This is a genomic window from Paracoccus sp. M683 (assembly GCF_007096355.1).
Taxonomy (GTDB): Bacteria; Pseudomonadota; Alphaproteobacteria; order Rhodobacterales; family Rhodobacteraceae; genus Paracoccus.
In genome coordinates this window covers 250,941-275,909 of sequence record NZ_VKDF01000002.1, presented here as the reverse complement: position 1 = coordinate 275,909, position 24,969 = coordinate 250,941, and the positions used below count along the sequence as shown (strand labels likewise).

Sequence of the window (24,969 nt, the reverse complement as noted above, 5' to 3'; positions counted from 1 at the left end):
TACATTGTCAAATCAAACCGGATCGTCGCTGATCGGCGGATGATCGCGCCAGTCATCAGGAATTTTGTTGCCAACTGCCGCCGGTTTTGTCAGCCTCGCTAACAATGGATACCTGGGGAGGGGTCATCCACATGGCTTCGGTCACAATTGACGACGTGCGCAAATCCTTTGGTCAGGTCGAGGTGCTGCATGGCGTCTCGGTCGCCATCGACGAGGGCGAATTCGTCGTTCTGGTCGGCCCCTCGGGCTGCGGCAAGTCCACGCTGCTGCGGATGCTGGCGGGGCTGGAAAACATCACCTCGGGGCGCATCCTGATCGGTGACAAGGTGGTGAACAAGCTGCCGCCCAAGGAACGCGACATCGCCATGGTGTTCCAGAACTATGCGCTGTACCCGCATCTGACCGTGGCCGAGAACATGGGTTTCTCGCTGAAGCTGAACGGCGTGTCCAAGGCCGAGATCAGCGAACGGGTAAAGCCTGCCGCCGAAATCCTGGGCCTTGCGAACCTGCTGGACCGTTATCCCCGGCAGCTGTCCGGCGGCCAGCGTCAGCGCGTCGCCATGGGCCGCGCCATCGTTCGCGATCCGCAGGTGTTTCTGTTCGACGAGCCGCTGTCGAACCTGGACGCCAAGCTGCGCGTCAGCATGCGGACCGAGATCAAGAACCTGCATAACCGCCTGACCACCACCACCGTTTACGTCACCCATGACCAGATCGAGGCGATGACAATGGCCGACAAGATCGTCGTCATGAACGATGGCCGGGTGGAACAGATTGGCGCCCCGCTGGACCTTTACGACAACCCCGCCAACCTGTTCGTTGCGGGCTTCATCGGCAGCCCGGCGATGAACATGATCCAGGGCGCGCTGGCTGGTGCAAGCTTTGCCGCCAGTGACGGGCAGGCGCTGCCGGTGCCCTCGCGTCTGCCGGATGGGGCGGCGGCCGGGCCGCTGGTCTATGGCATCCGGCCCGAGGGGATCGCACTTGGCGGGGATATTCCGCTGACGGTCGAGGTGACGGAACCGACCGGATCGGAAACCTATGTCGCGGGGCAAATGGGCGGCGCGCCCGTCACCTGCGTCTTCCGCGAACGGGTGGCCGCAAAGCCGGGCGAGGTGATCAATATCAGCATCGACCCCGGTGCCGTGCATCTGTTCGACGCGGCCAGCGGCACCCGCCTGACCGCTGCCGGTTGACTGTCCCGGTCGCTGAAACGCGCCCGGTGAACCATAACAGGGAGGAGAGAAAGATGACCATTGACCGCAGAAGACTGCTGCAAGGCTCTGCCGCGCTGGCCGCCAGCACGGCCTTGATCGGCCCCTTTGGCGCCAAACGCGCGCTGGCGCAGGCCGCCGCCGCCACCTTCCAGCCCGAAGAGGGCGCGACCCTGCGCCTGTTGCGTTGGGTGCCCTTCGTCAAGGGCGAGGAAGAGGCCTGGAACGCCAACACCGCCGCCTTTACCGAGGCGACCGGCGTGCAGGTCCAGATAGATCAGGAAAGCTGGGAGGATGTGCGCCCGAAGGCCGCCGTCGCCGCCAATGTAGGCTCTGGCCCCGATATGGTGATGAGCTGGTTCGACGATCCGTTCCAATATCCCGACAAGCTGGTCGATGTGACCGATCTTTGCACGCAGCTGGGCGATGCGAATGGTGGCTGGTATGACGGGCTGCGCGCCTATGCCGAGCAGGACGGCAAGTTCATCGCCGTGCCGCTTTGCGCCATCGGCAACGCCATCTGCTATCGCGACAGCCATATGAAGGCCGCCGGGTTCGAGGAATTTCCGACCGACACGGCCGGTTTTCTTGAACTGTGCAAGGCGATGCAGGCGGCTGGAACGCCCGCCGGTTTCCCGCATGGCAAGGCGGTTGGCGATGGCAACAACTATGCCCATTGGCTGCTGTGGTCGCATGGCGGCATGACCGTGAACGAGGCGGGCGAGGTGGCGATCAACAGCCCCGAAACGCTGGCCGCGATCAATTACGCAATCGAGTTGTACAAGACCTTCATCCCCGGCACCGAAAGCTGGCTGGACATCAACAACAACCGCGCCTTCCTTGCGGGTCAGGTGTCACTGACGGCGAATGGCGTTTCGCTGTATTACGCCGCGATCAACGACCCGGCGATGGCCGAGATTGCCGCCGATATCCGCACCACCAACCTGCCCATCGGGCCGGTCGGCACCTCGGTGGAACTGCATCAGACCTCGACCATCTCGATCTTCAACCATTGCAAATTCCCCAATGCCGCCAAGGCCTATCTGGAATTCATGTATCAGGCCGATCGCATGAATGCCTGGCTTGAGGGCGCCAGCGCCTATTGCTGCCAGGCGCTGAAGGGCTTTGCCGGGAACCCGGTCTGGACCTCGAACCCGATCCACGCGCCCTATGCCAAGGCATCGGAATCGCTGCGCGCGAATGGTTATGCCGGGCCACTGGGGGCGGCTTCGGCAGGGACCATGGCCGATTACGTGCTGGTCGACATGTTCGCCGAGGCCGTCACCGGCCAGCGCACGCCCGAGGATGCCATTGCCAATGCCGAACGGCGCATCGCGCGCTATTACCGCTGACAAGGGGGCACCGCCGCCATGGCCATGACCGACCGCCCGCAAGATGAGGCCGAGCCGCGCGGCGGCATCTGGTCGCGCTTCATCGAAAGCCGCAATGGGCTGGGCTTTCTGTTCATGCTGCCGGCGGCGGTGTTTCTGCTGTGTTTTCTGACCTATCCCTTGGGGTTGGGCGTCTGGCTGGGCTTCACCGATACGAAAATCGGCCGGCCCGGCATTTTTGTGGGGCTGGAAAACTATGCCTGGCTGTTCGATGACCCGGTCTTCTGGCTGTCGGTGTTTAACACGATGGTTTATACCTTCGTCGCCTCGGTGCTGAAATTCGGGCTGGGGCTGTGGCTGGCGTTGTTGCTGAACCGGCACCTGCCCGCGAAGAACTTTTTCCGCGCCATCATCCTGCTGCCCTGGGTCGTGCCGACGGTGCTGTCGGCGCTGGCCTTCTGGTGGATCTTCGATTCCCAGTTTTCCATCATTTCCTGGGTGTTGATGAAATGGGGGCTGATCGACGCACCGATCAACTTCCTGGGCGATCCCTGGAACGCCCGCTGGTCGGTGATCGCGGCGAATGTCTGGCGCGGCATTCCCTTTGTCGCCATCTCGCTGCTGGCCGGGCTGCAAACCATCCCGCAATCGCTGAACGAGGCCGCAGCCATCGACGGCGCAACCCCCTGGCAACGCTTTACCAAGGTGACGCTGCCGCTGCTGACGCCGATCATCGCGGTGGTGATGACCTTTTCGGTGCTGTTCACCTTTACCGATTTCCAGCTGATCTATGTGCTGACCCGCGGCGGCCCGGTGAACGCCACGCATCTGATGGCCACTTTGTCCTTCCAGCGCGCCATTCCCGGCGGGCAATTGGGCGAGGGCGCAGCCATCGCCGTCGCCATGATCCCCTTCCTTCTGGCCGCCATCCTGTTCAGCTTTTTCGGCCTTCAGCGCCGCAAGTGGCAACAGGGCGGCAGCGACTGAGAGGCGCGTGATGAGCAAGGACACCGAAGACCACACCGTCGGGATGGAGCAGTTCGAGACCCTGCCCCGCCGCATCCTGACCGTCTATCTGCCGCTGGCGGTCTTTGTCTTCGTGCTGCTGTTCCCGTTCTACTGGATGGCGATCACGGCGGTGAAGCCGAATTACCAGCTGACCGATTACGACAATTACAGCCCCTTCTGGGTGGTCGGCGCGACGCTGGAGCATGTGAAATATCTGCTGTTCGAGACCAGCTATCCGGGTTGGCTGTGGAACACGATGATCGTGGCGGTGGCGTCCACATTCATCTCGCTGGCGGCCTCGGTCTTTGCGGCCTATGCGATCGAGCGGCTGCGTTTCACCGGCGCGCGGATCACCGGATTGCTGATCTTTCTGGCCTACCTGGTGCCGCCGTCGATCCTGTTCATCCCGCTGGCCTTCATTGTCTTTCAGGTCGGCATATTTGACAGCAAGCTGGCACTGATCCTGACCTATCCGACCTTCCTGATCCCCTTCTGCACCTGGCTGCTGATGGGCTATTTCCGATCAATCCCCTATGAGTTGGAGGAATCCGCCCTGGTCGACGGCGCGACGCGCTGGCAGATCCTGACCAAGGTGGTGCTGCCGCTGGCGGTGCCGGGGCTGATCTCGGCCGGGATATTCGCCTTCACGCTGTCCTGGAACGAATTCATCTATGCGCTGACCTTCATTTCCAGTTCCGAGAACAAGACCATCCCGGTGGGTGTGCTGACCGAACTGGTGCGCGGCGATATCTATGAATGGGGCGCACTGATGTCAGGGGCGCTGCTGGGATCGCTGCCGGTGGTGATCCTGTATTCGTTTTTCGTGGACTATTATGTGTCCTCGATGACCGGCGCGGTGAAGGAATAGGGGGCGCTGCCCCCATCGCCTTGCAGGCGATTCCCCCGGGATATTTGGATCAAAGCGAGGCGGTCATCTGTCGGTCGCGGGGGTGGCGGGTTCCGGGGTTTCCTCGGGTTCGCCATCCGCCTTGGCCAGCCGGCGCATCGCCTCGCGGAAACTGTCAGCACGGGCATGGGCCAGGGTGACGGCATCGGCGCCTTCGTTCTGGGCGAGGTGCTCTGCGATCAGCCGGTGACCAAGCCCATAGCCCGACCATTTGCGGATCTTGCCCTTGCCGAAGAACCATTCCGCATGGTCATAGCCAAGCCGCGACCATTCATTCATCGCCCGGCGCGCCAGCCCGGCCGATGGCGTCGTGGCATCCCAGGGATCGGGCTTGCCGCCCAGCACTTGCAGGGTGAAATGCCCCGCCAGCCCCTCGCTGACCAGCGCATCGCCCAGGGATTTGCCATAGCCCGGCCCGTCCCACCGGATCAGGTGGTGCATTTCATGGACCAGCGTGCGGGTCAGCGGCACGGGGTCGAAACGGTCGGGATTCAGCGTGACCTCGATCACGCCAGGGGCGGGGGCGTGGCCGCCCATGCCCCATTCGGGGATGATGTCGGTGCCGCTGCGGATCACCAGATCGAAATCGGGCAGGTCGGCATGGGCCGAGACCAGCGCCACGGCCTGCCGCGCCGTGGCGCGGAGGTCAGAGAGAACGCGGGTCAACTGGTGGCGCGCGTTCAGGAGGTGGAGGTTCCAGATCGTCATGGGGCGGAGTTTCGCAGGTTCGGAAGGGGCGCGCCAGCGGGATCGGTGGTGCTCGGCGGGCCGTTGCGCAAGGGAGAGCGGGGGCGTTGCGTTGGGTGGTACTGATCTTCTGCCGACGTCGTCTATGAAGCGGGTTCGACACAAATGTGACAGGCGCAGCCGGGATAAACAGACAGCGCCTAGGTTTTGGCAGCAACGGAGTGATTGCGGCCCATCAACGCCCAAGCCGGTCATAGAACCGACTTAGATCAGCAGCATCGCCCTTGATCTCGAAATCTTTGGTGGTCTTTCGAACGCTGGTATTGGAAGCAGCGGCAGCTTGTCTCACCTGGCGTCCTATAGACTGGTTCATGTCGCGTGTGATGGCATTTGCGAGCGACTGTCCGGAGAAGAAAGTCCGGCCATTGTATTTGATCTTCATCATGGCTCAACCTTTCGGTGGATGCGGTCGTTGCCATGGCTCCAGGCCTCGCGAAACTGTCCGCCGCGATTCTGGATACGAAGCTCAGACCCCTGATTTTGTGCGATACTACGGCCGTAGTCGATTGCCGGACTGTCCAGAACGATCACTACTTTCGGAGCGGCGAAGGGGACACGGCTTCTCGGCAGTGGTCTGCTACGACGGTATCGAAGCATTCATTGTCGCGAACGATTTCAATGACCAAAAACGGCAAACATCTGATATCGCGCATGAAGTTGCCCATGTTCTGTTGCGGCTTCCTCCGGAAAACCCCTTTCACGCAAGCGGTATTCGAGAATTTCACCCGGAGCATGAGCTGGAAGCATAGCGGCTCGGACCGACGCTTCTATTGTCGGATGCTGCTGCACTCCGTGCCTACCGGGAAATCGTCAGCGGCCGACACACCATCAACTCTCTCTGATGCCTGGCGGATCACTGGAGAAGTCATACAAATGCGGATAAACCTATCGGGCGCAAAGAAGCGAACCGGCTGTGCAGCCGCATAGTGATTGTTGTACTACAGCTCAGAAGGATTTCAACAAATCCAGCCCGAAATCAAGCGAGCAGCGCGCCGGGCCAGCGATCGACCGCACCTCGGCGGCCGCTTTGGCGATGTTCAGCGCTGAACGGCGGCTTCGCGTGGTGGCGCCATAAAGCTACGTCGTTCAGTCGCCTTGGCGGCAGCCAGCAATCGACCGCCGGTCCTGTGTCGGCTGAGGTGTTGAGGTTACCCGCTCAAACCTCCGGCACAAGCACTTCCCTCTTCCCCACATGGTTCGCGCTGCTGACCACCCCTTGCTCCTCCATCTGCTCCACCAGCCTTGCGGCCTTGTTGTACCCAATCGCAAGTTTCCGCTGGATATAGCTGGTCGAGCACTTCCGGTCCTTCGCCACGATCATCACCGCCTGATCGTAGAGCGCATCGTCCGAGCCATCGCCGCCCAGCCCCAGCACCGCGTCGATATCAGATGCGACCTCGTCCTCGGGGCCTTCGACCACGCCGGATTTGTAGGTGGGCGGGCCGAATGATTTCAGGTGGTTGACGACCTCTTCGACCTCTTCATCCGACACGAAGGGCCCGTGGATGCGGGTCACGCGGCTGCCGGAACCCATATACAGCATGTCGCCCTGGCCCAGCAATTGCTCGGCCCCCTGTTCGCCAAGGATGGTGCGGCTGTCGATCTTTGACGTGACCTGGAAGCTGATCCGGGTCGGGAAGTTGGCCTTGATCGTGCCGGTGATCACGTCGACCGAAGGCCGCTGCGTGGCCATGATCAGGTGGATGCCCGAGGCCCGTGCCATCTGCGCAAGCCGTTGAATACAAGCCTCGATTTCCTTGCCGGCGACCATCATCAGGTCGGCCATCTCGTCGACGATGACGACGATATAGGGGAAGGTCTCGGGCTGGAATTCCTCGGTCTCGAAAACGGGTTCGCCAGTATCCTCGTCAAAGCCGGTCTGGACGGTGCGCTTGAACATCTCGTTCTTGGACAGCGCCTCGCGGACGCGGCCGTTATAGCCCTCGATGTTGCGCACGCCCATTTTCGACATGCGGCGGTAACGCTCCTCCATCTCGCCGACGACCCATTTCAGGGCGACGACGGCCTTTTTGGGGTCGGTGACGACAGGGGACAGCAGATGCGGGATGCCGTCATAGACGGAAAGCTCCAGCATCTTGGGGTCGATCATGATCAGCCGGCATTCATCCGGGGTCAGCTTGTACAAGAGCGACAGGATCATCGTGTTGATGGCCACGGATTTACCCGAGCCGGTGGTGCCCGCGATCAGCAGGTGGGGCATCTTGGCCAAGTTCGCCACGACCGGATCGCCGCCAATATCCTTGCCAAGCGCCAGGGGCAGCGGGTGGCTGCCATCGCCAAAGGCACGGGCGGCCAGAATTTCGCGCAGCACCACCTTTTCGCGGCGCTGGTTGGGCAGCTCGATCCCGATCACGGTGCGACCGGGAACGGTCGAGACGCGGGCCGACAGCGCCGACATGGACCGGGCGATGTCGTCGGCAAGGCCGATCACGCGGCTGGCCTTCAGACCCGGCGCAGGTTCCAGTTCGTACAGGGTGACGACAGGGCCGGGGCGGACCTCGGTGATCTGGCCCTTGACGCCATAATCGTCCAGCACGGCTTCCAGCATGCGGGCGTTTTCCTGCAACGCTTCCTGGCTAAGCTGCTGGCGGTCGCTGGCGACGGCGGCGGTCAGCAGGGCCAGTGGCGGCTTTTCATAGCCGCCGCCAGCCTCGTCAAAGCGCAGCGAGGGCTGGGCCTCGTCGCGGGCCTGACGCGAGGGCGCGACGGGCCTGGCCTTGGGGGGCACCACGACGCGGGGGGTATGGGCGCCAAAGGGGCTGGCCTCGGCGGGTTCGACCGGCGGCTCGGCGCGAAGGGCAGGGGTGGCGCCATCCTCGCGCGCCAACCGGGCCGCCACTGCCGCCAGAACCGAAGGGCGGCTGCCACGCGATTGGATGGCATCGGTGATGCGGTGGCTGACCTCATCCGCCGAAGGCGCGTCGCCATCGTAATCGGCGCTGCGGTCGACCAGTTCCGGCTCGGGCCAGTCCTCGGTCAGATCGTCCATCGGATCGGCGGCAGCGGGCTGGCCGCGCAGCCGGGCGAACAGTCTGCCGCGCGGCTCGGCCGGGGCATCCTCGGGCCGGTTGGCTGCGGCCTGGCGGGTCTGCGCGCGCTTGTCGCGCATCTTCTGGGCGGCCTGGGCCGAAGCCGCCGCGCCACGCCCGACCAGCCGCATCGTCATGTCATAGGCCGTGACCAGCCCGATGACGAAACGCCGCCACAGCTGCCGCAGCTCGTCCTGATCAAAGCCCAGCACAAAGGCCGAAAAGGCCAGCGCACCGGCGGCGACCAGCAATGCGGCGATCTTGATGCCGACATAGGGGCTGAAGGGCAGCAGATTCAGGATCGCGCCCATCACCATATCGCCGAAATGACCGCCAAGGCCGTAATTCTGGGCCCAATCCGCCGGCGGCACCATCGAGGTCGCATAGACCGACCACAGCGCCACGGCGATCGGCAGGAAGATCGCGCGCATGAACCGGTCTTCACCCCGGTGCAGCATCAGCCGCAGCCCCCAAACGACCGCACCAATCACCAACCCCCACGAGCCATAGCCCGCAATCATCATCAGAGGCGAGGCGATATAGGCGCCAAACGTCCCCAGCAGGTTCTCGGCCGGTTGATCCGTCGCCGACAGGAAGCTGGGATCATCGGCCGACCAGCTTGCCAGCATCATCGCAACCACCAGACCCAGTGTCACAAGCCCCGCGCCCAGCAATTCCTTGCCGCGCCGTTCCAGTGCCGCCTGCGTCGTCTGATCGAACAGCGGATCGCGGTGTTTCGCCTGCCAGCTTGCCATACCCTTATCCCTCGCCGTCACTCGTTCTTGTCATAAATCACGGCCTTCAGCCGCGTCAGTGCTGTTTCTGTTTCATCCGCCGGCCCGACCAGCGCCACGCGGACAAAGCCGGCGCCCGGATTCTGCCCGCCCACATCACGCGACAGATAGGCACCGGGCAGCACCTGAATGCCCGCCTCGGTCCACAGCTTGACCGCCGCTGCCTCGCCATCCTCGACGGGCAACCACAGGAAAAACCCGCCCTGCGGCCCGCGATAACCCGGCACATTGCCCAGCACCCGGTCGGCAATGGCGTATTTTTCCTGATATTGCGCCAGGCTTGCGGCGACATGTTCCTCGTCCCGCCAGGCGGCCTCGCTGACGCGCTGCGCGGGCAGGGACAAGGGCGCCCCGGCGAAACTGCGCAGCTTGCGGATCTGGGCGATATTGGCGGCGCTGCCAGCGGCAAAGCCGGAACGCAACCCCGGCAGGTTCGACCGCTTGCTGAGCGAGTTGAAGATGACCACCCGATCCGCCTGCCCCATCTCGGTCGCAACAACAAGCGCGCCGGGCGGAGGGGTATCGCGGTAGATTTCCGAATAGCATTCGTCCGAGAAAATCAGGAAATCATGCTTCTCGGCCAGCAGGATCAGCCGTTCAAGATAGTCGCGATCGGCCACCGCGCCCTGCGGATTGGCGGGCGAACAGATATAGGCAATCGCGGTGCGATCCAGCAGATCGGCGGGCAGCGCGGCATAGTCGGGCAGATCGCCCGTCGCCTCGGTCGCCGGCACATAGATCGGATCAGCCTGCACGGCAGCCGCCGCGACCGCATAGACCTGATAGAACGGGTTCGGCATCAGGATCGCGGGGCGCTGGCCGTTTTTCTGTTCCGGGCACAGCGCCAGCGCCGCGTTGAACAGCCCCTCGCGCGTGCCATTAAGCGCCATGATCCGATCGGACGCCACATCAAGCCCATAGCGGCGGGACAGCCAACCGCTGATGGCGCTCAGCAGACCGGGCGTCCCCTCGTTTACGGGGTATTTCGCAAATTCCGCGATATGGTCGGCCATCACCTGCGCCACAAAGCCGGGCATGGCATGGCGTGGCTCGCCAATGGTCATCACCACCGGCTCGCCGCCGGGCTCTATCCCCGACAACAGCTTCCGCAGGCGCGGAAACGCATAATCCGGCAGGTTCGAGAACCGCTCGGGTATTGCCATATCTGCCTCTCTTCCGGGGTCTTTTGCCCCGTATTCTCATCAGATTAGCGTGAAGCCCCGCCTGCGTCCAGCAAAAGCACGGCTGCGGCCAGCAGGCTGTGGCTTTTTGGTCGGGCCGCGCCGGCGTGGCCTTTAGCGGCGCAGATAGACGTAATAGGCACCCTCGCCACCGTGGCGCAGATGGGCGGCAGTGACCTGCTGGACCAGCCCCGCAAGCGGCTGGTGGTGCAGCCAGATGGGCACCTGGTGGCGCAGCGCGCCGGGCCGCGTGGGCAGCGGGCCATGATCGCCCCGCCCCTTTCCGGTGATGATCAGCACCAGGCGCTTGCCCGCCGCATGGGCCGACAGCACAAAGGCGATCAGTTCGGGATGAGCCGTGGCAAGCGTCATGCCATGCAGATCCAGCCGCGCCTCGGGGCGCAGCTTGCCCTGCCGCATGCGGCGGTGGGTCTTGTGATCCATTCGCAGCGGGTGCTGGGCCAGACGCTCTGCCGGCGAAGCGGGGAACGAGGCCGGGCCGCTGCCGGCAACAGGTTTCGCTGTCTGGCCAAGCCGGAAGGTTGTCGGCTGAAACCGCTGATCAGCCAGCGGCGCCGGATCGGGGGCAGGGCGCGGCGCCATAGAAGCCGTGGGCCTTTTCAGCGCGGGATGCAGCGGCACCGCGGTGCGCGCGACGCGGGACCACAGGTCCTGGTCCTCGGTGCTTAGCCCACGCTTGCGGCCCATCAGCCGGTCGCGATCAACTGCCAGTTCGGATCGTCCTGACCCATCCGGCGCGCAAAAGTCCAGACATCACGCTGCTTGCGCGGCGCCTTGGGGTCGCCCTCGACCACCTCGCCCTGCGCATCGCGGGTCGCAGCAATCAGCTCGCCCACGAAACGGACCGAGATTTCAGCCTCCCCCGTGCCCGTGTCGAAGGTCGCGCCGGCAAGCGCGGTTTCACGGGTGCCCAGGAACTGCGCCTCGACCGTCTGGCCCTGCTGGCTGCGATGGTCGATGACCGACTGGAAGGCCTCGGCAACCTGATCGCCCAGGAACGGCCGCACATCGGACAGATCGCCGCGTTCAAACGCCATCAGGATCATCTCATACGCGCCCTTGGCACCCGACAGGAAATCGCCAACGCCAAAATCAGGCTCGGCCCGCTTCATCTGCGCCAGCGCCAGAGCAGCCGGGCTGCCGGATTCGGCATGGTCGTTGATGTCGTGATCAACCTGATCGGCGGTGCCCTCGATCACCTCGAACCGGCGAGGGCCTTCACGCGGCGCCTCGACCTTGGGTGGCTCGTAGCCATCGCGCGAGCCCAGCACATTCTTTAGCCGCAGGATCAGGAAAATGGCGATCCCGGCAAGCACAAGCAGCTGGATCAGCGAGTTGGACATGATGAACGACCTCAATTCTCGGACAGGCCGGTTGGTTACGGCGGCTTGTGACATTATGTAGGTTGTGGGTGCCGGCAAGTCCAGTTTCCGTCGTCCGGTAAAGGAGCATGCCATGTGGCTTTTCGTGTTGTTCATCGCCATCCCGCTGATCGAGATCGGCCTGTTCATTCAGGTCGGCGGATTGATCGGGCTGTGGCCGACACTGGGGCTGGTTCTTCTTAGCGCCGTGATCGGGACGACGCTGATGCGCAGCCAGGGCAGCCGGGCATGGGCCGAATTGCAACGCAGCGCGGCCGAGCTGCGCGACCCCTCGCAGCCAATAGCGCATGGGGTGATGATCATCTTTGCGGGCATGCTGCTGCTGACACCGGGTTTCTTCACCGATACGATGGGGTTGCTTCTGCTGATTCCCGGGATCCGCAATCTGGTGCTGCGGCAGCTGGGCAAGCGGGTGCAGGTCACCCATGTCGGGATCGGTGCACACCGCCCGCGTGATCCGCATCGCCCGCCCTATGACGATGGCGTGATCGACGCCGAATATGTGGTCGAGCCGGACGATTCCGACAGCCCCGCGCCGCCGCGGAACACGAATCGTCCGCCGCCCGGCTGGACGCAGCATTGAGGCCGGCCGGTCCTGCTGCTAGAAACCCGGCCAGACCGGATCGCCGATCCGCCGCGTTCTTGATGATGAGGAGCCACAGTCATGGCCGACGAAACCACGAATAACGGCACCGCCGCCACGCAGCAGCCGCAGGCCGCCGCACAGCAGCCGGTGAAAATGCAGATCCTGGCGCAGTTCATCCGCGACCTGTCCTTTGAAAACATCGTGGCGCAAAAAGGCGCGCCCTCGGGCGAGGTTCAGCCCGAGATCAGTGTTCAGGTCAGCCTGGACGCACGCAAGCGCGGGGCCGACAACCAGTATGAGGTTCTGTCCAAGTTCAAGGTCACCTCGGTTAACGGGTCGGACAAGCAGCCGCTGTTTCTGGCCGAGTTGGACTATGGCGGGGTGTTCAATATCGAAGGCGTCCCCGAGGATCAGCTGCATCCGTTCCTGATGATCGAATGCCCGCGCATGATGTTCCCCTTTGTGCGCCGCATCATCTCGGACGTGACGCGCGATGGTGGTTTCCCGCCGTTCAACATGGAACCGGTGGATTTCGTCGCCCTTTACCGCCAGGAACTGACCCGCCGCGCGCAGGCGCAAGCCCAGCAGCAACAGACCGAAGGTCAGAAACTGTCCTGATCGCGGCAGGCGAACGGCCCATGCCGCCCCGCACCGGATCATCGCCCAAGCGCGCCTGGCAGCGGATGCTGTCGGGCCGCCGGCTGGATCTGCTGGATCCCACGCCGGTCGATATCGAGATCGAGGACATCGCCCATGGGCTTGCCTTCGTCGCACGCTGGAATGGCCAGACGCGCGGCGATTGGCCCTATTCCGTGGCCGAACATTCGTTGCTGGTGGAACAGATCTTCACGAAACTGGCGCCTCAGCCCGAGCCGCGCTGGCAATTGGCCGCGCTGCTCCATGACGCGCCCGAATATGTCATCGGCGACATGATTTCGCCGGTGAAATCTGCCCTGGGGCAGGAATACGGAAAAATGGATGCCCTGCTTGCCGAGGCAATTCATCGACGGTTCGGCCTGCCTGCCGTTCTGCCTGCACCGATCAAACACCTGATCAAGCGCGCCGACCGAATCTCTGCCTGGCTGGAAGCCGTTCAAATCGCCGGATTTTCGGAATCCGAGGCAAACCGACAGTTCAAGCCACTGCCAGACAGCAGCTTTGCCAGCCTGACGATAGAACCTCGGCCACCATCACAGGTCCGCGGCGACATGCTTGCACGCCACGCCCAGCTGATTTCGGCGCTGGATTGCGTGAAAAGGTGAAAGGCAAGGGCTACGTCGGTCCTGACAACGCAGCCCGCCAAGCCTTTCAGATCAGCAGATCGTCCAAGGACTTTCCACGCTCAAGGCTTTCTTGCACCCAACGCGGCTTGCGGCCACGGCCGGTCCAGGTCATCGTCGGATCCGCCGGGTTCGAGTATTTCGGCGGCACGGTTCCCGCCCGACGGGTCTTGCCGCCGGTCAGTTCATTCAGGCTGAACCCGTGTTCGCGCGCCATCGTCTCGACCGCGGCGATTGCCTCGCGACGTTTGCGATCCTCATAGGAATTGATCGCCCTGTCGAGCTTGCCCTGAAGATCTCTCATCTCTTTCAGGGTCATCTTATCGAAGTTTATGGTCATTTCGTCGTCCATTCTATTCTTATTCCACCCACCATATATTCAACGTAACATAAGTCTCTTTAGCTTCATATCTTATTTATCGGGGTTCTCTTTTGGCAAGAATCCGCTGAAGCGTCCGGCGATGCATGTGAAGCCTGCGGGCGGTTTCGCTTATATTCCGATCACATTGTTCGTAAACGCGCTGAATATGTTCCCATCTTACCCTGTCCGCCGACATCGGGTTCTGCGGCGGCGGCGGCAAAACTTCGCCGACAGAAAGCAATGCGGCAGTAACTTCCGTTGCGTCAGCCGGTTTTGAAAGATAGTCGGTCGCGCCCATTTTCACCGCCGCGACAGCCGTGGCGATTGCCCCATATCCGGTAAGAACAATAATCCGCGAATCTTCGCGGGCCTCACGCAGGGCTTCGACAACATCCAACCCGCTGCCGTCATCAAGGCGTAAATCAATAACGGCATATGCGGGGGGCGAGACCCTGATCGCCTGCATCGCCTCGGCTACGCTGCGCGTGCTGGTCGGTCGGAAACCCCGCTTTTCCATGGCTCGGGCCAGTCGATTGACGAAATTCTCATCATCGTCAACCAATAGCAGCGATGGATCATCGCCAATCTTTTCCCGCAGATCGTCCATCACGACATCGCTCCTTGCCGGGGCCGGCCTAAGCCGCCGCCTCGACGAAACAGCCTGTCCGGTCTGCCATTTCCTCGGGGGATACATCGCGCCCAAAGAACTCGACCGTGCCGTTTTCAGGCAATACCAGATAAGTGTTGGTCATATGGTCTACGAGATAATATTCCTTATCTTCCTGATTTTGCAGCTTGTAGTAATTGCGCCATCCCTTTGAAACAGCGTCCACCTCTTGCTGGGTGCCTGTCAGGCCAATCATCTCATCCGAGAATTGCCGCGTAAAACCATCGACAACATCTGATGTATCACGCGCGGGGTCGACGGTAATGAAAACGGTCTGCACATCCAGTCCGCGATCTTTCAGAAGCGCAGCGGCATCGGCATTTCGCGCACTGTCCATCGGGCAGACATCGGGGCAGAAGGTATAACCGAAATACAAAAGCGATGGTTTAGTAAACACGTCCTTGTCCGTCACCCGCTGCCCGGTGCCATTGGTCAGGGTAAATTCGGCGCCGAACATCTCCATCCCGCCGGAAACGACGGATTTCTGGCACTGGGCGAAGGCGTTTTCCGCATCAACGCGCGACATCCACCAGCCACCAGCGACCAACGCGAGAACCGCCACCGCTGTTCCTGCAATAAGCACTTTCCGGTCGATTTTCATCGCGCCATCATCCTCTCGCTTTCAAAATGCCCGCATTGATCGCCTATCCTGCGGCGGTTATCAAGGCGCTGTATTATGGAATATGGGGCGGAATTGCCGATCTCGCGAGATTACGATGCGTCGGGGCGGCCCGCTGGCCCCGACCGGGCAGAGCCGATACGCTTGCGCACGCTGGTCATGCTGCGTTGGGCGGCGATCGGCGGGCAGATGGCGGCGGTGATCGTGGCCTGGTCGATCGGGCTGCGCTTTGCGATCTGGCCGGCATTGGCGTTGATCGGGGCGTCAGCGTTGCTGAACATCTGGCTGCTGGTCGGGCCGGCGCTGCGCGTGTCCTATGATCGGGCGGCTGCGCAGCTGGGCTTTGACATGCTGCAAATCGCACTGCTGCTGTGGCTGACAGGGGGGCCGGCCAATCCTTTCGCGCTGCTGGTGCTTGCGCCGGTGACCATTGCCGCAACGGCGCTGCCCAAGCGCCAGACGGCCGCGATTGGCGCCGCCACGATCCTGCTGGTGTCCTTCGCCTTCTGGTTCGCCCTGCCGCTGCGCATGGCCGATGGACGGTTGCTGGACATTCGCCCGCTGCTGGCGCTTGGTCATTGGGTCGCGATCATCATCGGTGTGGTGTTTTTCGCGGCCTATTCCCATCGTGTGACGGCAGAACTGTCGGCGACCTCCAGCGCGCTGTTCTCGACCCAGATGGCGCTGGCACGGGAGCAGCGGCTTCAGCATCTGGGCGGCGTGGTCGCGGCGACCGCGCATGAGCTGGGCACGCCGCTGGCCACGATCAAGCTGATCGCGGGCGAACTGGCGGACGAACTGGCCGACCGCCCCGACCTTGGCGGCGATCTGGCCGAGCTGCGACGTTCCGCGGACCGATGTGGCCAGATCCTGCGCGCCATGGGCCAGGCCGGCAAGGATGATCTTCTGCTGCACAGCGCCCCCCTGCACGTGGTTCTGGAAGAGGCCGCCGGCCTGCACGCCAGTCGCGGTCCACAGGTTCTGATCACCGCCGAGGGCCCCGATATTCGCCGTGATCCGGGCGTGATCCACGCGCTTCGCAACCTGATCCAGAATGCCGTCGACTTTGCCCGCCAGCGGGTGCTGATCGAGGCGATGACCGACCGCAACACTCTGACAATCACGATCAGTGATGACGGGCCGGGCTATCCGCCGGCACTGCTGGCGCGTTTGGGTGATCCCTATCCAACACCCCGCCGCAACCAGGCGCAGCGGCCAGGATATGAAGGCATGGGTCTGGGCCTGTTCATCGCCAAGACGCTGTTGGAACGTTCGGGCGCGGCATTGGACTTTTCCAATGGCGGGCCGGGCGCGGTTGTCCGGGTTTCATGGCCGTTGGACCGTATCGCCGCCAATTCCCGGCGCCCACTTGGAAAAAACCCCAGCCAAAGCGGTCTGGACATGGAGTCTTTAACCAAATCTTAAGTTTGAATAGCGTAGCAATTATGTGAGTTCGTTTCTTATTGCGGCCTGAATGACCCATAGCCTGACAATCCTGTTGGTGGCCCTTCCGGCCGGCACAATTTCCGTGATCCTGGCGCTGCTTGCGATCAGGTGGCTGGATCGGCGCAATTCCGGGCTGACGTCATTCAGGGCCCAGGCACAGCTGATCGCGGGGCCAGAGCCGATTATCTTCTTGTTTCGCGGGAATAATCTGGTCGATGCGACCGGACCTGCGAAAAACCTGATGGGCGCGATCAGTGACGAGGCGCTTGACCTGATACGCCTGACTGCCTGGCTTGAACGGCATTTCCCCGACCTGCCGCAGCGCTTGCCCGACCTGCCGGCACAGGGCCGAATCGAGGTGGCGGGTGAAACCGGCAGCGGCGTTGCGGCCATGCGGCTGGTGATCGAGGATATTTCTGCAAACACCGTCCGGGTCACGATCAACGACCCTATGGCGGAAAACGCAGGCATCATGGTTGATTCCCTGACCCTGCTGGCCATGGAACAAGAGCTGGAGCTGCTGCGAAGCTCGATGAACCATACACCGATGCTGGCCTGGCGGCAGGACGGTCAGGGCAACGTCACCTGGGCCAACGCCGCCTATCTGACCCGCGCGGATGAAATTGCCGAGGGCGAGCTGAGCTGGCCCTTGCCGCGTCTGCTGGATCTGCCCAGCCTGCCCGGTGGCACCTCGCGCCTGTCGCGCCGGGCGCAGCTGGAATCGCGCGGTTCGGTGCTGTGGTTCGACTGCCATGCGCATCGCTCGGGCAATCAGACGATGTTCTTTGCCCTGCCCGCCGATGCCGCCGTCCGGGCCGAACGTGGCCTGCGCGAATTCGTGCAGACCCTGACGAAAACCTTTGCGGATCTGCCGACCGGGCTGGCCATTTTCGACCGTGACCGGAACCTGCAACTGTTCAATCCGGCGCTGATCGACCTGACCGGGCTTTCCGCCGGCTTCCTGATCGCCCGTCCGACGCTGTTCGACTTTCTCGACAAGCTGCGCGATGCCCGGATGGTGCCCGAGCCCAAAGATTACCGCAGCTGGCGCCAGCAGATGAACAATCTGGAAAGCGCCGCAGCAACCGGCCGGCATGTCGAGACATGGTCACTGCCGGGCGGCCAGACCTATCGGGTTACCGGCAGGCCCCATCCCGATGGCGCTGTCGCCTTTCTGCTGGAAGACATCACCTCTGAAATCTCGTTGACGCGCAAATTCAGGGCCGACCTGAATCTGGGCGCGCTGGTGCTGGACGGAATTGACGATGCGCTGGTGGTGTTTGGCGCGAATGGGCAATTCCTGCTGTGCAACAAGGCCTATGAGGAGCTTTGGGGTGGCAAAAGCGGGTCGGTGACCGACGCGATCGAGGATTGGCGGGGACAGGTCGCGGCCGGGGCCGGCTTCACCGCGCTTTGTGACCGCCTGTCCGGTCGGGATGACGCAAGCCGCAGCAATGGTGCGGTCGCGGCCCCGGCTGGCGGTATGCTGTCATGGTCCGTCAGGGCCCTGTCAGGCGGCCGCCAGCTGGTCCGCTTTCGGATGCCAGAGACCGAGACGGCCGATCCCGCACGACCGACCGATAAGGGTGGCCGGCAGCCACACAATCAAAAAGCCGTCGGCGCCTGACGGCGCGAACCATCGGGATGGCCGTTGCCGGACGGCGGGCAGACGGCCCGTTCAGGCCGGATAGCCGGTCAATAATCACGCTCGAAATAGACGCCAACGGTGCTGTCACCGTCGCTGCCAACCGAGCCACGCGCCCGCAGCGTTTCCGAAATGTCGAGGTTCAGGTTCAGCTGCGTCTTGCCGTCATCGCCCACGGCAACATCGGTATAGACGTTGTCGGTCAGATACTTGCCGGCCCTGACCTGAACATTGCCCTCGTCATCCGTGGCCAGATCCAGATCGTCCAGACCGACCTGGTTGCGCAGATTTCCGATGATCCCCTCGCCAGCCCGGCCGGCCAGAACGGCGACGGCATTGGCCAGCTGGGCCGCCTGCAACGGGCTGATATTGTCCAGCCCGCGACCGAACAGAAGCTGCGACAGAACCTCTTCCTCGGGCATTTCAGGCGAGGATTCAAAGGTGATCTCGGGGTCCTGGGCCTCGCCGTCGATGATGATGCGGGTGGTGATGCCGTCTTGCGAGGTTTCTGCAACCAGCCGGATGACCGGCACAAGACTGCCCTGCATCTCGACCAGCCCCTCGCTAAGCACAAATCGCTTGCCCAGCAGATCGACACGGCCGCGGATCAGTTCCAGCGTGCCGATGGGCACGACATTGCGGGTGGTGCCGGTCAGCTGGATGCGGCCGCCCATTTCAGCATCGACACCACGCCCGCGAATAAAGACCTGGTTCGGCGCGTCCAGCACCAGATCAAGCCGTGGCGGATTGGCGGGCGGCGTCGCGGCCGGCCCCTGCATCCCCGCATCCTGTGAGGCGAGGCTGGGAAAGGCCTCTAGCCCGGCCTTGGCACGGGTCGCGCGGACCGCGCGGCTGTCGCCCACATGTTCGATGTCGGGAATTGCCTTTGCACCGCCAAGACCCGTCGAAGGAATGCGCAGCTCGGCCTCGGAGATCACGATCCGGCCGGAAATCAGCGGGCCGCCTGCCTGCACGCCAGCGATGCGCAGATCGCCCGAAACGGTGGTTTCATACAGATTCGGGTCGCGCAGCACCACGCCGTTCAGATTGATGCCGACATCCAGCGTGCCGGCACGCAGATCGACCGGGCCGCTGACGCGGATATTGCCACCGGCCTCGACATCGCCGCTGCCGTCAATATTGATCAGCCCGTTCTGAAGATTCGCGGTGACGTTCAGCGCCTGAAGGGTCAGGCCCATGCGCGGCTCGGACACGCGGCCACCGTTCAGCGAAATATTGCCCGAAATCGCGTTCAGCCCCGGCGGCCCCTGCATGGTGATGTCAAAGCTGATTGGCCCCTCGATGCTGCGGGTGCGGATCAGCGGATTGGCCAGCGCGGCATCGCTGACGCCCGAGATGCGCAGATCCGTAGTCGAGAAGTCGCCCGCAGCCGAACCCGAGACCTGCGCCCGTGTCCCGCCCGGTGCGGTGGCTGCCAGATCGACGACGTAATTGCCGCCGGCCTGAGGCTGCCGGATCGAGCCGGTGACCGTTGCCGGCCCGGCGAAACCGGGCTGCACCAGCGCCAGGTTGTTCAGCGTGACGGCAAGGTTGATGCCGGATTGCAGGCTGCCATCTGCGGTCACGTTCAGCTGCCCGTTGCGGGCCACCAGCCGCTGAACCGTCAGATCGCTGCCGCGCTGCGTTGCTGACAGATCCAGCGTCGTCTGCCCGGACAGCAGCGGATCCACCCGAGGCTGGCCGATCGCCAGCCCGTTGATCGTGCCATTGGCCGTGATCTGCCGCGCGCCGCCCTGATCGACGACCCGCCCGGTCAGATTAACCCCGCCCGAAATGCCGCGCCCCAGGAACCGCAGATCGCCCGCCGCCAGGCTGGCTGTCAGATCAGTCGCGCCCGTGCCCACCTGACCCGAGGCCGTCGCGTCAAGATTGGCATTGTCGATCCGGGCGTCCTCGATGGTGAACACGCCTTGACGCCAGGCGCCGCGCAGGCTGATCGCGGTTGGCCCCGACAGCGCTGCATCCAGATCCTGTTGGCCCATCGCCAGATCCTGCCCGGTGCCGGTCACGTCAATGCTGATGGTGCCATCGCTGCCCGCGACGGCGCTGCCATCGGCGACCAGGCTGCCTTGCAAGCCGGCCCCAAGCGCCGCAAGCCGTTTCAGGTCGACATGACCGCTGACATTGGTTTCGTCACCGCCGATCACGCCCTGCGCGGTAATCTCGGCCTGTTCGTTCAGGATCTGCGCCTGCTCGATGGTAAAGACGCCATCGCGCTCGGTGCCCCGGACGGCCAGCCGGGTTTCGCCCGTCAGCGCGCCATCGACCTGATTCTGACCAAGCGACAGATCACGCCCCAGGCCGGTCACATCCAGCATCCGCGATCCGTCGGCCTGATCCTGAAAGCGGCCCTGCGCCTGCAACGAGCCACGCCAGCCCTGACCAAAGGCGGCAAGCGAGGCAATCGACAGATCAGCCGTCAAATCGCTTTGGCCGGGGCCATAGACGCCCTGCGCGCTGGCCTGCATCTGGTCGTTTTGCAGCTGCATGTCGCGAATGGTGAACAGCTCGCCCTGTTGTTCGGCGCGCAGCGTCAGGTTGGTCACGCCGGTCAGCGCGTCATCGACATTTTCCTGACCCAGCCTCAGATCGCTGCCCCGTCCGGTCACGTCCAGAAAGCGGATGCCATCCTGTTCGTGGATCGTCGCATCGGCGGTCACGCCACCCGACCAGCCGCGCCCCAGCACCGACAGGTCAGGCACTTCGACCTGCGCCTTGGCATCCATCTGGCCCGGCACCAGATTGCCTTCGCCCGAGGCGTTGATCTGCGGGTTTGCAATCTGGAACTGCTCGATCACATAGCCGCCATCCTGTTCGCCCGCGATCACCGTCAGGTTGGTCTTGCCCTGCAAGGCGCCGTCCAGTTCGGCAACGCCGGTTTTCAGGTCCTGCGCCTCGCCGCTGACGGTCAGCCGCCGCGCGCCGGATGGGCCGGACAGAAACGCCTGCGCCTCCAGCGAGCCGCCAAGCTCGGCATCCGCCTCGGACAGCGATGGCATCGAGATATAGGCCTTGAGATCGCTGGAATTGCTGTTGACGAAACCCTCGGCGCTGGCGGTCAGACGCTGTGCGTTGACCAGAAGCTCGGACAGGGTGATGCCGGTTTCATCGCGGCTGGCCTTGACCGAGATGCGGGATTCCCCCGAAAGCAGCCGGTCAAGCTGGTCCTGATCGACGGAAATGTCATTGCCGGTCACCCGCAAATTCGCGTCGAACGCGCGGCTCAGCACGACATAGCTGCCCGAAACAGCCACCTGCGCCCGGCCCGCCATATTGCGCCCGGCCAGCAGCGACAGCCGCGACAGATCGTCATAACGCGCCGCCACATCCCCCGAGGCAGTGATGCCGGTGCTTAGCCCCTCGATCAGCAGCTGACCGGCAAGCCCGTAATCGGCGCCATCCACGGTCAGGCCGGACAGTTGCAGCGCCTCGCCGGGGGTGAACTCGAACTCGGTCCGACCGGTGATCGCCTCGCCGATCGCCTGCGTCAGCGCGGCATCGTCAAAGGCGATGTCTCGCCCGCCAAAGCTGATGCTGCCGTCAATCCCGGCCAGCCGATCATCTTCCAAACGCACCGTGCCGCCACCGTCCAGTTCCAGCGCGCCGATGCGCATGCCCTGCTGGTCCAGCTGGCCGACGCGGCCGGTCAGGGTCCAGCCATCGCCCTCTGCGGCGTCATATTGCAGTTCCAGCCGGCCATCGTTCACCCGCAATCCGCCACCGCCAAAGGGCAGCAGAACCGGCACCTCTGTCGCCCCGGCATCGGCGCCAAGCGTCATCAGCAGCACCGCCGATTGGGGGGCGCCGTTTTCATTCGTCGCCAGCGAGCCGGACACGTTCAGCGCATCCGTGTCGATCATCAGAACGGGCAGCTGCATCCGCCCATCCTCGCCACGCCAGCCCTCGGCCAGCAGCTGCGTATTCGTGCCAAAGAAGGCACGGTTGTCGGGCGGCAGCAGGCTGGCCACATCGCCGCCCAGTTCCAGCCGGAATGCGGTGCCCGGCGCACCATCCTCGGCCGCCTGTGCCGTGGCGCTGGCGCGGCCGGTGACACGGGGCTGACCGTCGGTGGCCAACTGAATGTTGGCCGTGAAATCCGACAACGGCCCCTCGCCCGCGATCTCGGCCTTGACCGAGGGCTTGCCATAAAGATCGACCAGATTGACCAGCAACCCATCGGCATCCTCGTCCAGACGCAGATCCAGCTTCAGCACCGTGGTGTCATTGGCATAGCCCGCATCCAGCGTGAAATGACCACGCGGCCCATCCAGCCGGTCGATGGTCAGGTTCGCAGTGCCCTCGCCGCCGGCAAGCTGCATCGTCCCGCCAACCTTCAACGAGGCCGGCATGCCGATCACCGGCTCGCCCAGCTCGACCCGTTCGGCCAGAATCTGCTCGATGCTGATCGAGACCGGCAATTGCGGCAGGGCAAAGGGTTTGGCCTCGGCGGTGCGTTCCTCGCCTGTCGAGGGCAGCCGCGGCAGCAGGATTTCGGCCGCCGACAGTTCCGCGATCTCGATCCGGCCGCGCAGCAGCGCCGTGCGGTTCCAGTGGATCGCGCCATCGCGCAGGGTCAGCCAGGTGCCCTCGGCATCGGCGATGGTGATCTGATCAAAGGTCGCGCGCGAGGACAGCGCCCCGCGAAAACCGTCGATGATGACCTGCCGGCCGGCGCCGGACAGGTTTTCTTCCAGCAAACGGGTGATAAAGCCCTTGTCGTCCTCGACCTGGTCGGAAATCTCGGCGGCACTGTCCTGCGCTTTGGCCTGCGCCAGGGGCAGCAGCACGATCAGCGCCAGAAGAAGAAGGATTTTCCGCATCAGAACGCCTGCCCCAGCCCAAGATATACCTGCACGCCATTGCCCGTTTCGCCCGAAACCGGACCGGCAATGTCAAAGCGCAACGGGCCGATCGGCGTCTTGTAGCGGACGCCGACGCCGGCCCCGGCGTGATTGCCGCTGTCGCCCTGAAAGCTGCCCTCGGTCCAGACCTGGCCGAAATCAGCAAAGGCAACCAGCCCGATGCGTTCCCGGACCTGATAGCGCAGTTCCGCCGTCGCATTCGCAAGGCTCATGCCGCCGGTGCGGATCGGACCGTCAGGGCCCTGGATCACCTCGACACCCAGCGATTCATAGGGCTGCCCCCGGACCGAACCGCCGCCACCCGAATAGAACAGGAACTCGCGCGGGGTTTCCTCGATATCGGGGCCGATGACCGATCCCAGTCGCGCCCTGCCGGCCAGGGTAAAGCGGTCATCCTCGCCAAACGAGTAATAGGCCCGCCCCTCGCCCAGAACATGCGCGCCGCTGCCGGTATCCTGCAAGCCGGCAAAAGGCACCAGATCTGCGGACAGCCAATAGCCACGCTTGGCGTCGGTCGGTTCGTCGCGCATGTCCCATTCGACATTCATCGGCAGGGCGACAACTTCATAATCGCTTTCACCATTGGCATCGGTGACGCGCGACTTGCCATAAAGAATCGCGATATCGGCGGTCAGCCGGTCGCTGAAGATATGGTTCAGACCAAAGGCCACGGTGCCGCTGTCGGAATCGTAATCCTCTTCACGCATGCGCGCGGCCGTGGTCTCGAAATAGGCGGTCGTGTCGGCCGTGATGGTGGCCGGCCGGTCCAGACGCAAGGTGAACTCGCCGTCCAGCCCGCTGGTGTCCGAGCTGATATCCGAGACTTCGCCGTCGATCCGCAGCCTTTCGCCACCCCCCAGCAGGTTGCGATGCATCCAATAGGCCGAGACCATCGCCCCGTCATTGTTCGAAATCTCGAACCCGGCCCCGATCCGACGCGGCTTCTGTTCCACGACGGTCAGGTTGACATCCATGCTGCCGTCAGGGCCAAGCACAGCGGATTCTTCCAGTGTGATCGCGGAAAACACGCCGCTGCGACGCAGGCGCTTGCGGACATCCTCGATTTCCTCGGGATCATAGCGGGTGCCTTCGGGGAAGCCGGCGATCTTGCGCAGCCGGCGCGGATCCATCCGGTCATATCCGGTGATGTTCAGCTTGCCAAAGGTAACGACGGGTCCCGGCTCAAGGGCGATCTGGCTGTCGATGGTGTTCTGGTTGTGGTCGGCGACGATGTTCTGGCCGCCGACATCAGCCTTGGCATGGCCGTAATTGCGCCAGCCATCGACACCCGCCAACGCCGCCGATTTGATCGTGCCCGTGCCGCCCGTCTCGCCCACGGCATAGCCGTCGGGAAGTTCGGTTTCCGGGGCGACCGGGTCGATGGCCGCGCGCGAAAAGGTGAAACGCGGGCCGGGATCCAGCGTAACCACCGCATTGGTTATCGTGGCCGGGGCATCCAGCGGTGCGATCTCGGCCGCCTCGGCACCGTCCAGGGTGATGTTGACGATGGCCGAATAATAGCCTTCGTCATACATCAGCCCGAGGATGCGCGCGTAATCGGCCCGCGCGGCGGCCAGCACGTCCTGGCCGGTATTGCGCCCTTCCGACAGCGCTGCCGAGATCAGCGACGTATTGCGCACCTGCCGGGCCAGCGCATCATTGTCGCCGGCAACGTTGATATCCAGCTTGACCGGGCCGTCAGATTCGCTGCCTCCGCCAAACAGGCCCGAAAAGGGCGATGACGATTGCGCCAGCACCAAGGCAGGCGCGGACAATGCGCATGACGCGATCAATGCTGCCCGAAGAAGCCCCATGTCACCAACCTGCCCGTTTCTGCCCTTTTGGGA

22 protein-coding genes are annotated in these 24,969 nt (G+C 63.5%); 10 read left to right on the top strand and 12 right to left on the bottom strand.

Going from position 1 to position 24,969, the window contains the following annotated elements:
• The first annotated feature begins 131 nt into the window (after positions 1–131).
• The 4 genes from FNJ84_RS04535 to FNJ84_RS04520 are packed head-to-tail and all read left to right on the top strand — an operon-like array spanning position 132 to position 4,421.
• Positions 132–1,196 carry an ABC transporter ATP-binding protein gene (locus FNJ84_RS04535; protein WP_143791815.1) on the top strand — a complete coding sequence of 355 codons (1,065 nt, stop codon included), beginning with the start codon at positions 132–134 and terminating at the stop codon, positions 1,194–1,196.
• Positions 1,197–1,249: 53 nt separating this feature from the next.
• Positions 1,250–2,566, top strand: a complete 1,317-nt coding sequence (locus FNJ84_RS04530; protein ID WP_143791814.1) for an ABC transporter substrate-binding protein — start codon at positions 1,250–1,252, stop codon at positions 2,564–2,566.
• Positions 2,567–2,584: 18 nt separating this feature from the next.
• Entirely contained in the window at positions 2,585–3,532 is a 948-nt protein-coding gene (locus FNJ84_RS04525; protein WP_185968416.1) for a carbohydrate ABC transporter permease, read from the top strand.
• Between the two features lie 10 nt (positions 3,533–3,542).
• On the top strand, positions 3,543–4,421 hold the full coding sequence (locus FNJ84_RS04520; RefSeq protein ID WP_143791813.1) for a carbohydrate ABC transporter permease: 879 nt from the start codon (positions 3,543–3,545) through the stop codon (positions 4,419–4,421).
• A gap of 63 nt (positions 4,422–4,484) precedes the next feature.
• Here the strand turns inward: FNJ84_RS04520 and FNJ84_RS04515 are convergent, their stop codons facing one another.
• From FNJ84_RS04515 to FNJ84_RS22585, 3 genes are all read right to left on the bottom strand, one after another.
• Entirely contained in the window at positions 4,485–5,168 is a 684-nt protein-coding gene (locus FNJ84_RS04515; protein ID WP_143791812.1) for a DUF2268 domain-containing putative Zn-dependent protease, read from the bottom strand.
• Between the two features lie 214 nt (positions 5,169–5,382).
• Positions 5,383–5,592, bottom strand: a complete 210-nt coding sequence (locus FNJ84_RS04510; RefSeq protein WP_143791811.1) for a hypothetical protein — start codon at positions 5,590–5,592, stop codon at positions 5,383–5,385.
• Positions 5,589–5,804: a DUF2188 domain-containing protein gene (locus FNJ84_RS22585; RefSeq protein WP_185968415.1), complete on the bottom strand. Its 216-nt coding sequence runs from the start codon at positions 5,802–5,804 to the stop codon at positions 5,589–5,591. Before FNJ84_RS22585 ends, FNJ84_RS04510 begins: the two co-directional genes overlap by 4 nt.
• Between FNJ84_RS22585 and FNJ84_RS21915 the strand changes: the two genes are divergently transcribed.
• Positions 5,777–5,956 (top strand): hypothetical protein, encoded by a 180-nt coding sequence (locus FNJ84_RS21915; protein ID WP_185968423.1) that lies wholly within the window; start codon positions 5,777–5,779, stop codon positions 5,954–5,956. The two genes, FNJ84_RS22585 and FNJ84_RS21915, sit on opposite strands and share 28 nt — an antisense overlap.
• 407 nt (positions 5,957–6,363) lie before the next feature.
• On the opposite strand, the gene FNJ84_RS04500 is transcribed toward FNJ84_RS21915, so the two are convergent.
• The 4 genes from FNJ84_RS04500 to FNJ84_RS04485 form a co-directional block, all read right to left on the bottom strand.
• The gene (locus FNJ84_RS04500; RefSeq protein ID WP_143791810.1) at positions 6,364–9,012 is read right to left on the bottom strand and encodes a DNA translocase FtsK; all 2,649 of its coding nucleotides are present in this window, start codon (positions 9,010–9,012) and stop codon (positions 6,364–6,366) included.
• Positions 9,013–9,029: 17 nt separating this feature from the next.
• The gene (locus tag FNJ84_RS04495; protein ID WP_143791809.1) at positions 9,030–10,214 is read right to left on the bottom strand and encodes an aminotransferase class I/II-fold pyridoxal phosphate-dependent enzyme; all 1,185 of its coding nucleotides are present in this window, start codon (positions 10,212–10,214) and stop codon (positions 9,030–9,032) included.
• Between the two features lie 132 nt (positions 10,215–10,346).
• The gene (locus tag FNJ84_RS04490) at positions 10,347–10,940 is read right to left on the bottom strand and encodes a Smr/MutS family protein (RefSeq protein ID WP_143791808.1); all 594 of its coding nucleotides are present in this window, start codon (positions 10,938–10,940) and stop codon (positions 10,347–10,349) included.
• A complete protein-coding gene (locus tag FNJ84_RS04485) occupies positions 10,940–11,596 on the bottom strand; it encodes a Tim44/TimA family putative adaptor protein (protein ID WP_143791807.1) in 657 nt (218 codons plus the stop codon). Before FNJ84_RS04485 ends, FNJ84_RS04490 begins: the two co-directional genes overlap by 1 nt.
• A 112-nt stretch (positions 11,597–11,708) precedes the next feature.
• Between FNJ84_RS04485 and FNJ84_RS04480 the strand changes: the two genes are divergently transcribed.
• The 3 genes from FNJ84_RS04480 to FNJ84_RS04470 all read left to right on the top strand — a co-directional run bounded on the left by FNJ84_RS04480 (position 11,709) and on the right by FNJ84_RS04470 (position 13,483).
• Entirely contained in the window at positions 11,709–12,218 is a 510-nt protein-coding gene (locus tag FNJ84_RS04480; protein WP_143791806.1) for an FxsA family protein, read from the top strand.
• Positions 12,219–12,299: 81 nt separating this feature from the next.
• Complete coding sequence (gene secB / locus FNJ84_RS04475) at positions 12,300–12,839, top strand: protein-export chaperone SecB (RefSeq protein ID WP_143791805.1); 540 nt, start codon at positions 12,300–12,302, stop codon at positions 12,837–12,839.
• A gap of 20 nt (positions 12,840–12,859) precedes the next feature.
• Positions 12,860–13,483, top strand: a complete 624-nt coding sequence (locus tag FNJ84_RS04470) for a YfbR-like 5'-deoxynucleotidase (RefSeq protein ID WP_143791804.1) — start codon at positions 12,860–12,862, stop codon at positions 13,481–13,483.
• A 46-nt stretch (positions 13,484–13,529) separates the two neighbouring features.
• Here FNJ84_RS04470 and FNJ84_RS04465 read toward each other — a convergent pair whose 3' ends face one another.
• From FNJ84_RS04465 to FNJ84_RS04455, 3 genes are all read right to left on the bottom strand, one after another.
• The gene (locus tag FNJ84_RS04465) at positions 13,530–13,805 is read right to left on the bottom strand and encodes an H-NS family nucleoid-associated regulatory protein (protein WP_255471037.1); all 276 of its coding nucleotides are present in this window, start codon (positions 13,803–13,805) and stop codon (positions 13,530–13,532) included.
• A 112-nt stretch (positions 13,806–13,917) separates the two neighbouring features.
• On the bottom strand, positions 13,918–14,469 hold the full coding sequence (locus tag FNJ84_RS04460) for an ActR/PrrA/RegA family redox response regulator transcription factor (RefSeq protein ID WP_143791883.1): 552 nt from the start codon (positions 14,467–14,469) through the stop codon (positions 13,918–13,920).
• Between the two features lie 28 nt (positions 14,470–14,497).
• The gene (locus FNJ84_RS04455) at positions 14,498–15,130 is read right to left on the bottom strand and encodes an SCO family protein (RefSeq protein ID WP_143791802.1); all 633 of its coding nucleotides are present in this window, start codon (positions 15,128–15,130) and stop codon (positions 14,498–14,500) included.
• Positions 15,131–15,205: 75 nt separating this feature from the next.
• Between FNJ84_RS04455 and FNJ84_RS04450 the strand changes: the two genes are divergently transcribed.
• Positions 15,206–16,573: an ActS/PrrB/RegB family redox-sensitive histidine kinase gene (locus tag FNJ84_RS04450; protein ID WP_143791801.1), complete on the top strand. Its 1,368-nt coding sequence runs from the start codon at positions 15,206–15,208 to the stop codon at positions 16,571–16,573.
• A 49-nt stretch (positions 16,574–16,622) separates the two neighbouring features.
• A complete protein-coding gene (locus tag FNJ84_RS04445; protein WP_143791800.1) occupies positions 16,623–18,221 on the top strand; it encodes a PAS domain-containing protein in 1,599 nt (532 codons plus the stop codon).
• 68 nt (positions 18,222–18,289) lie between these two features.
• On the opposite strand, the gene FNJ84_RS04440 is transcribed toward FNJ84_RS04445, so the two are convergent.
• Complete coding sequence (locus FNJ84_RS04440) at positions 18,290–23,080, bottom strand: translocation/assembly module TamB domain-containing protein (protein WP_143791799.1); 4,791 nt, start codon at positions 23,078–23,080, stop codon at positions 18,290–18,292.
• Entirely contained in the window at positions 23,080–24,936 is a 1,857-nt protein-coding gene (locus FNJ84_RS04435) for an autotransporter assembly complex family protein (RefSeq protein WP_143791798.1), read from the bottom strand. The genes FNJ84_RS04440 and FNJ84_RS04435 overlap by 1 nt, the downstream gene beginning before the upstream one ends.
• Between the last annotated feature and the right edge of the window lie 33 nt (positions 24,937–24,969).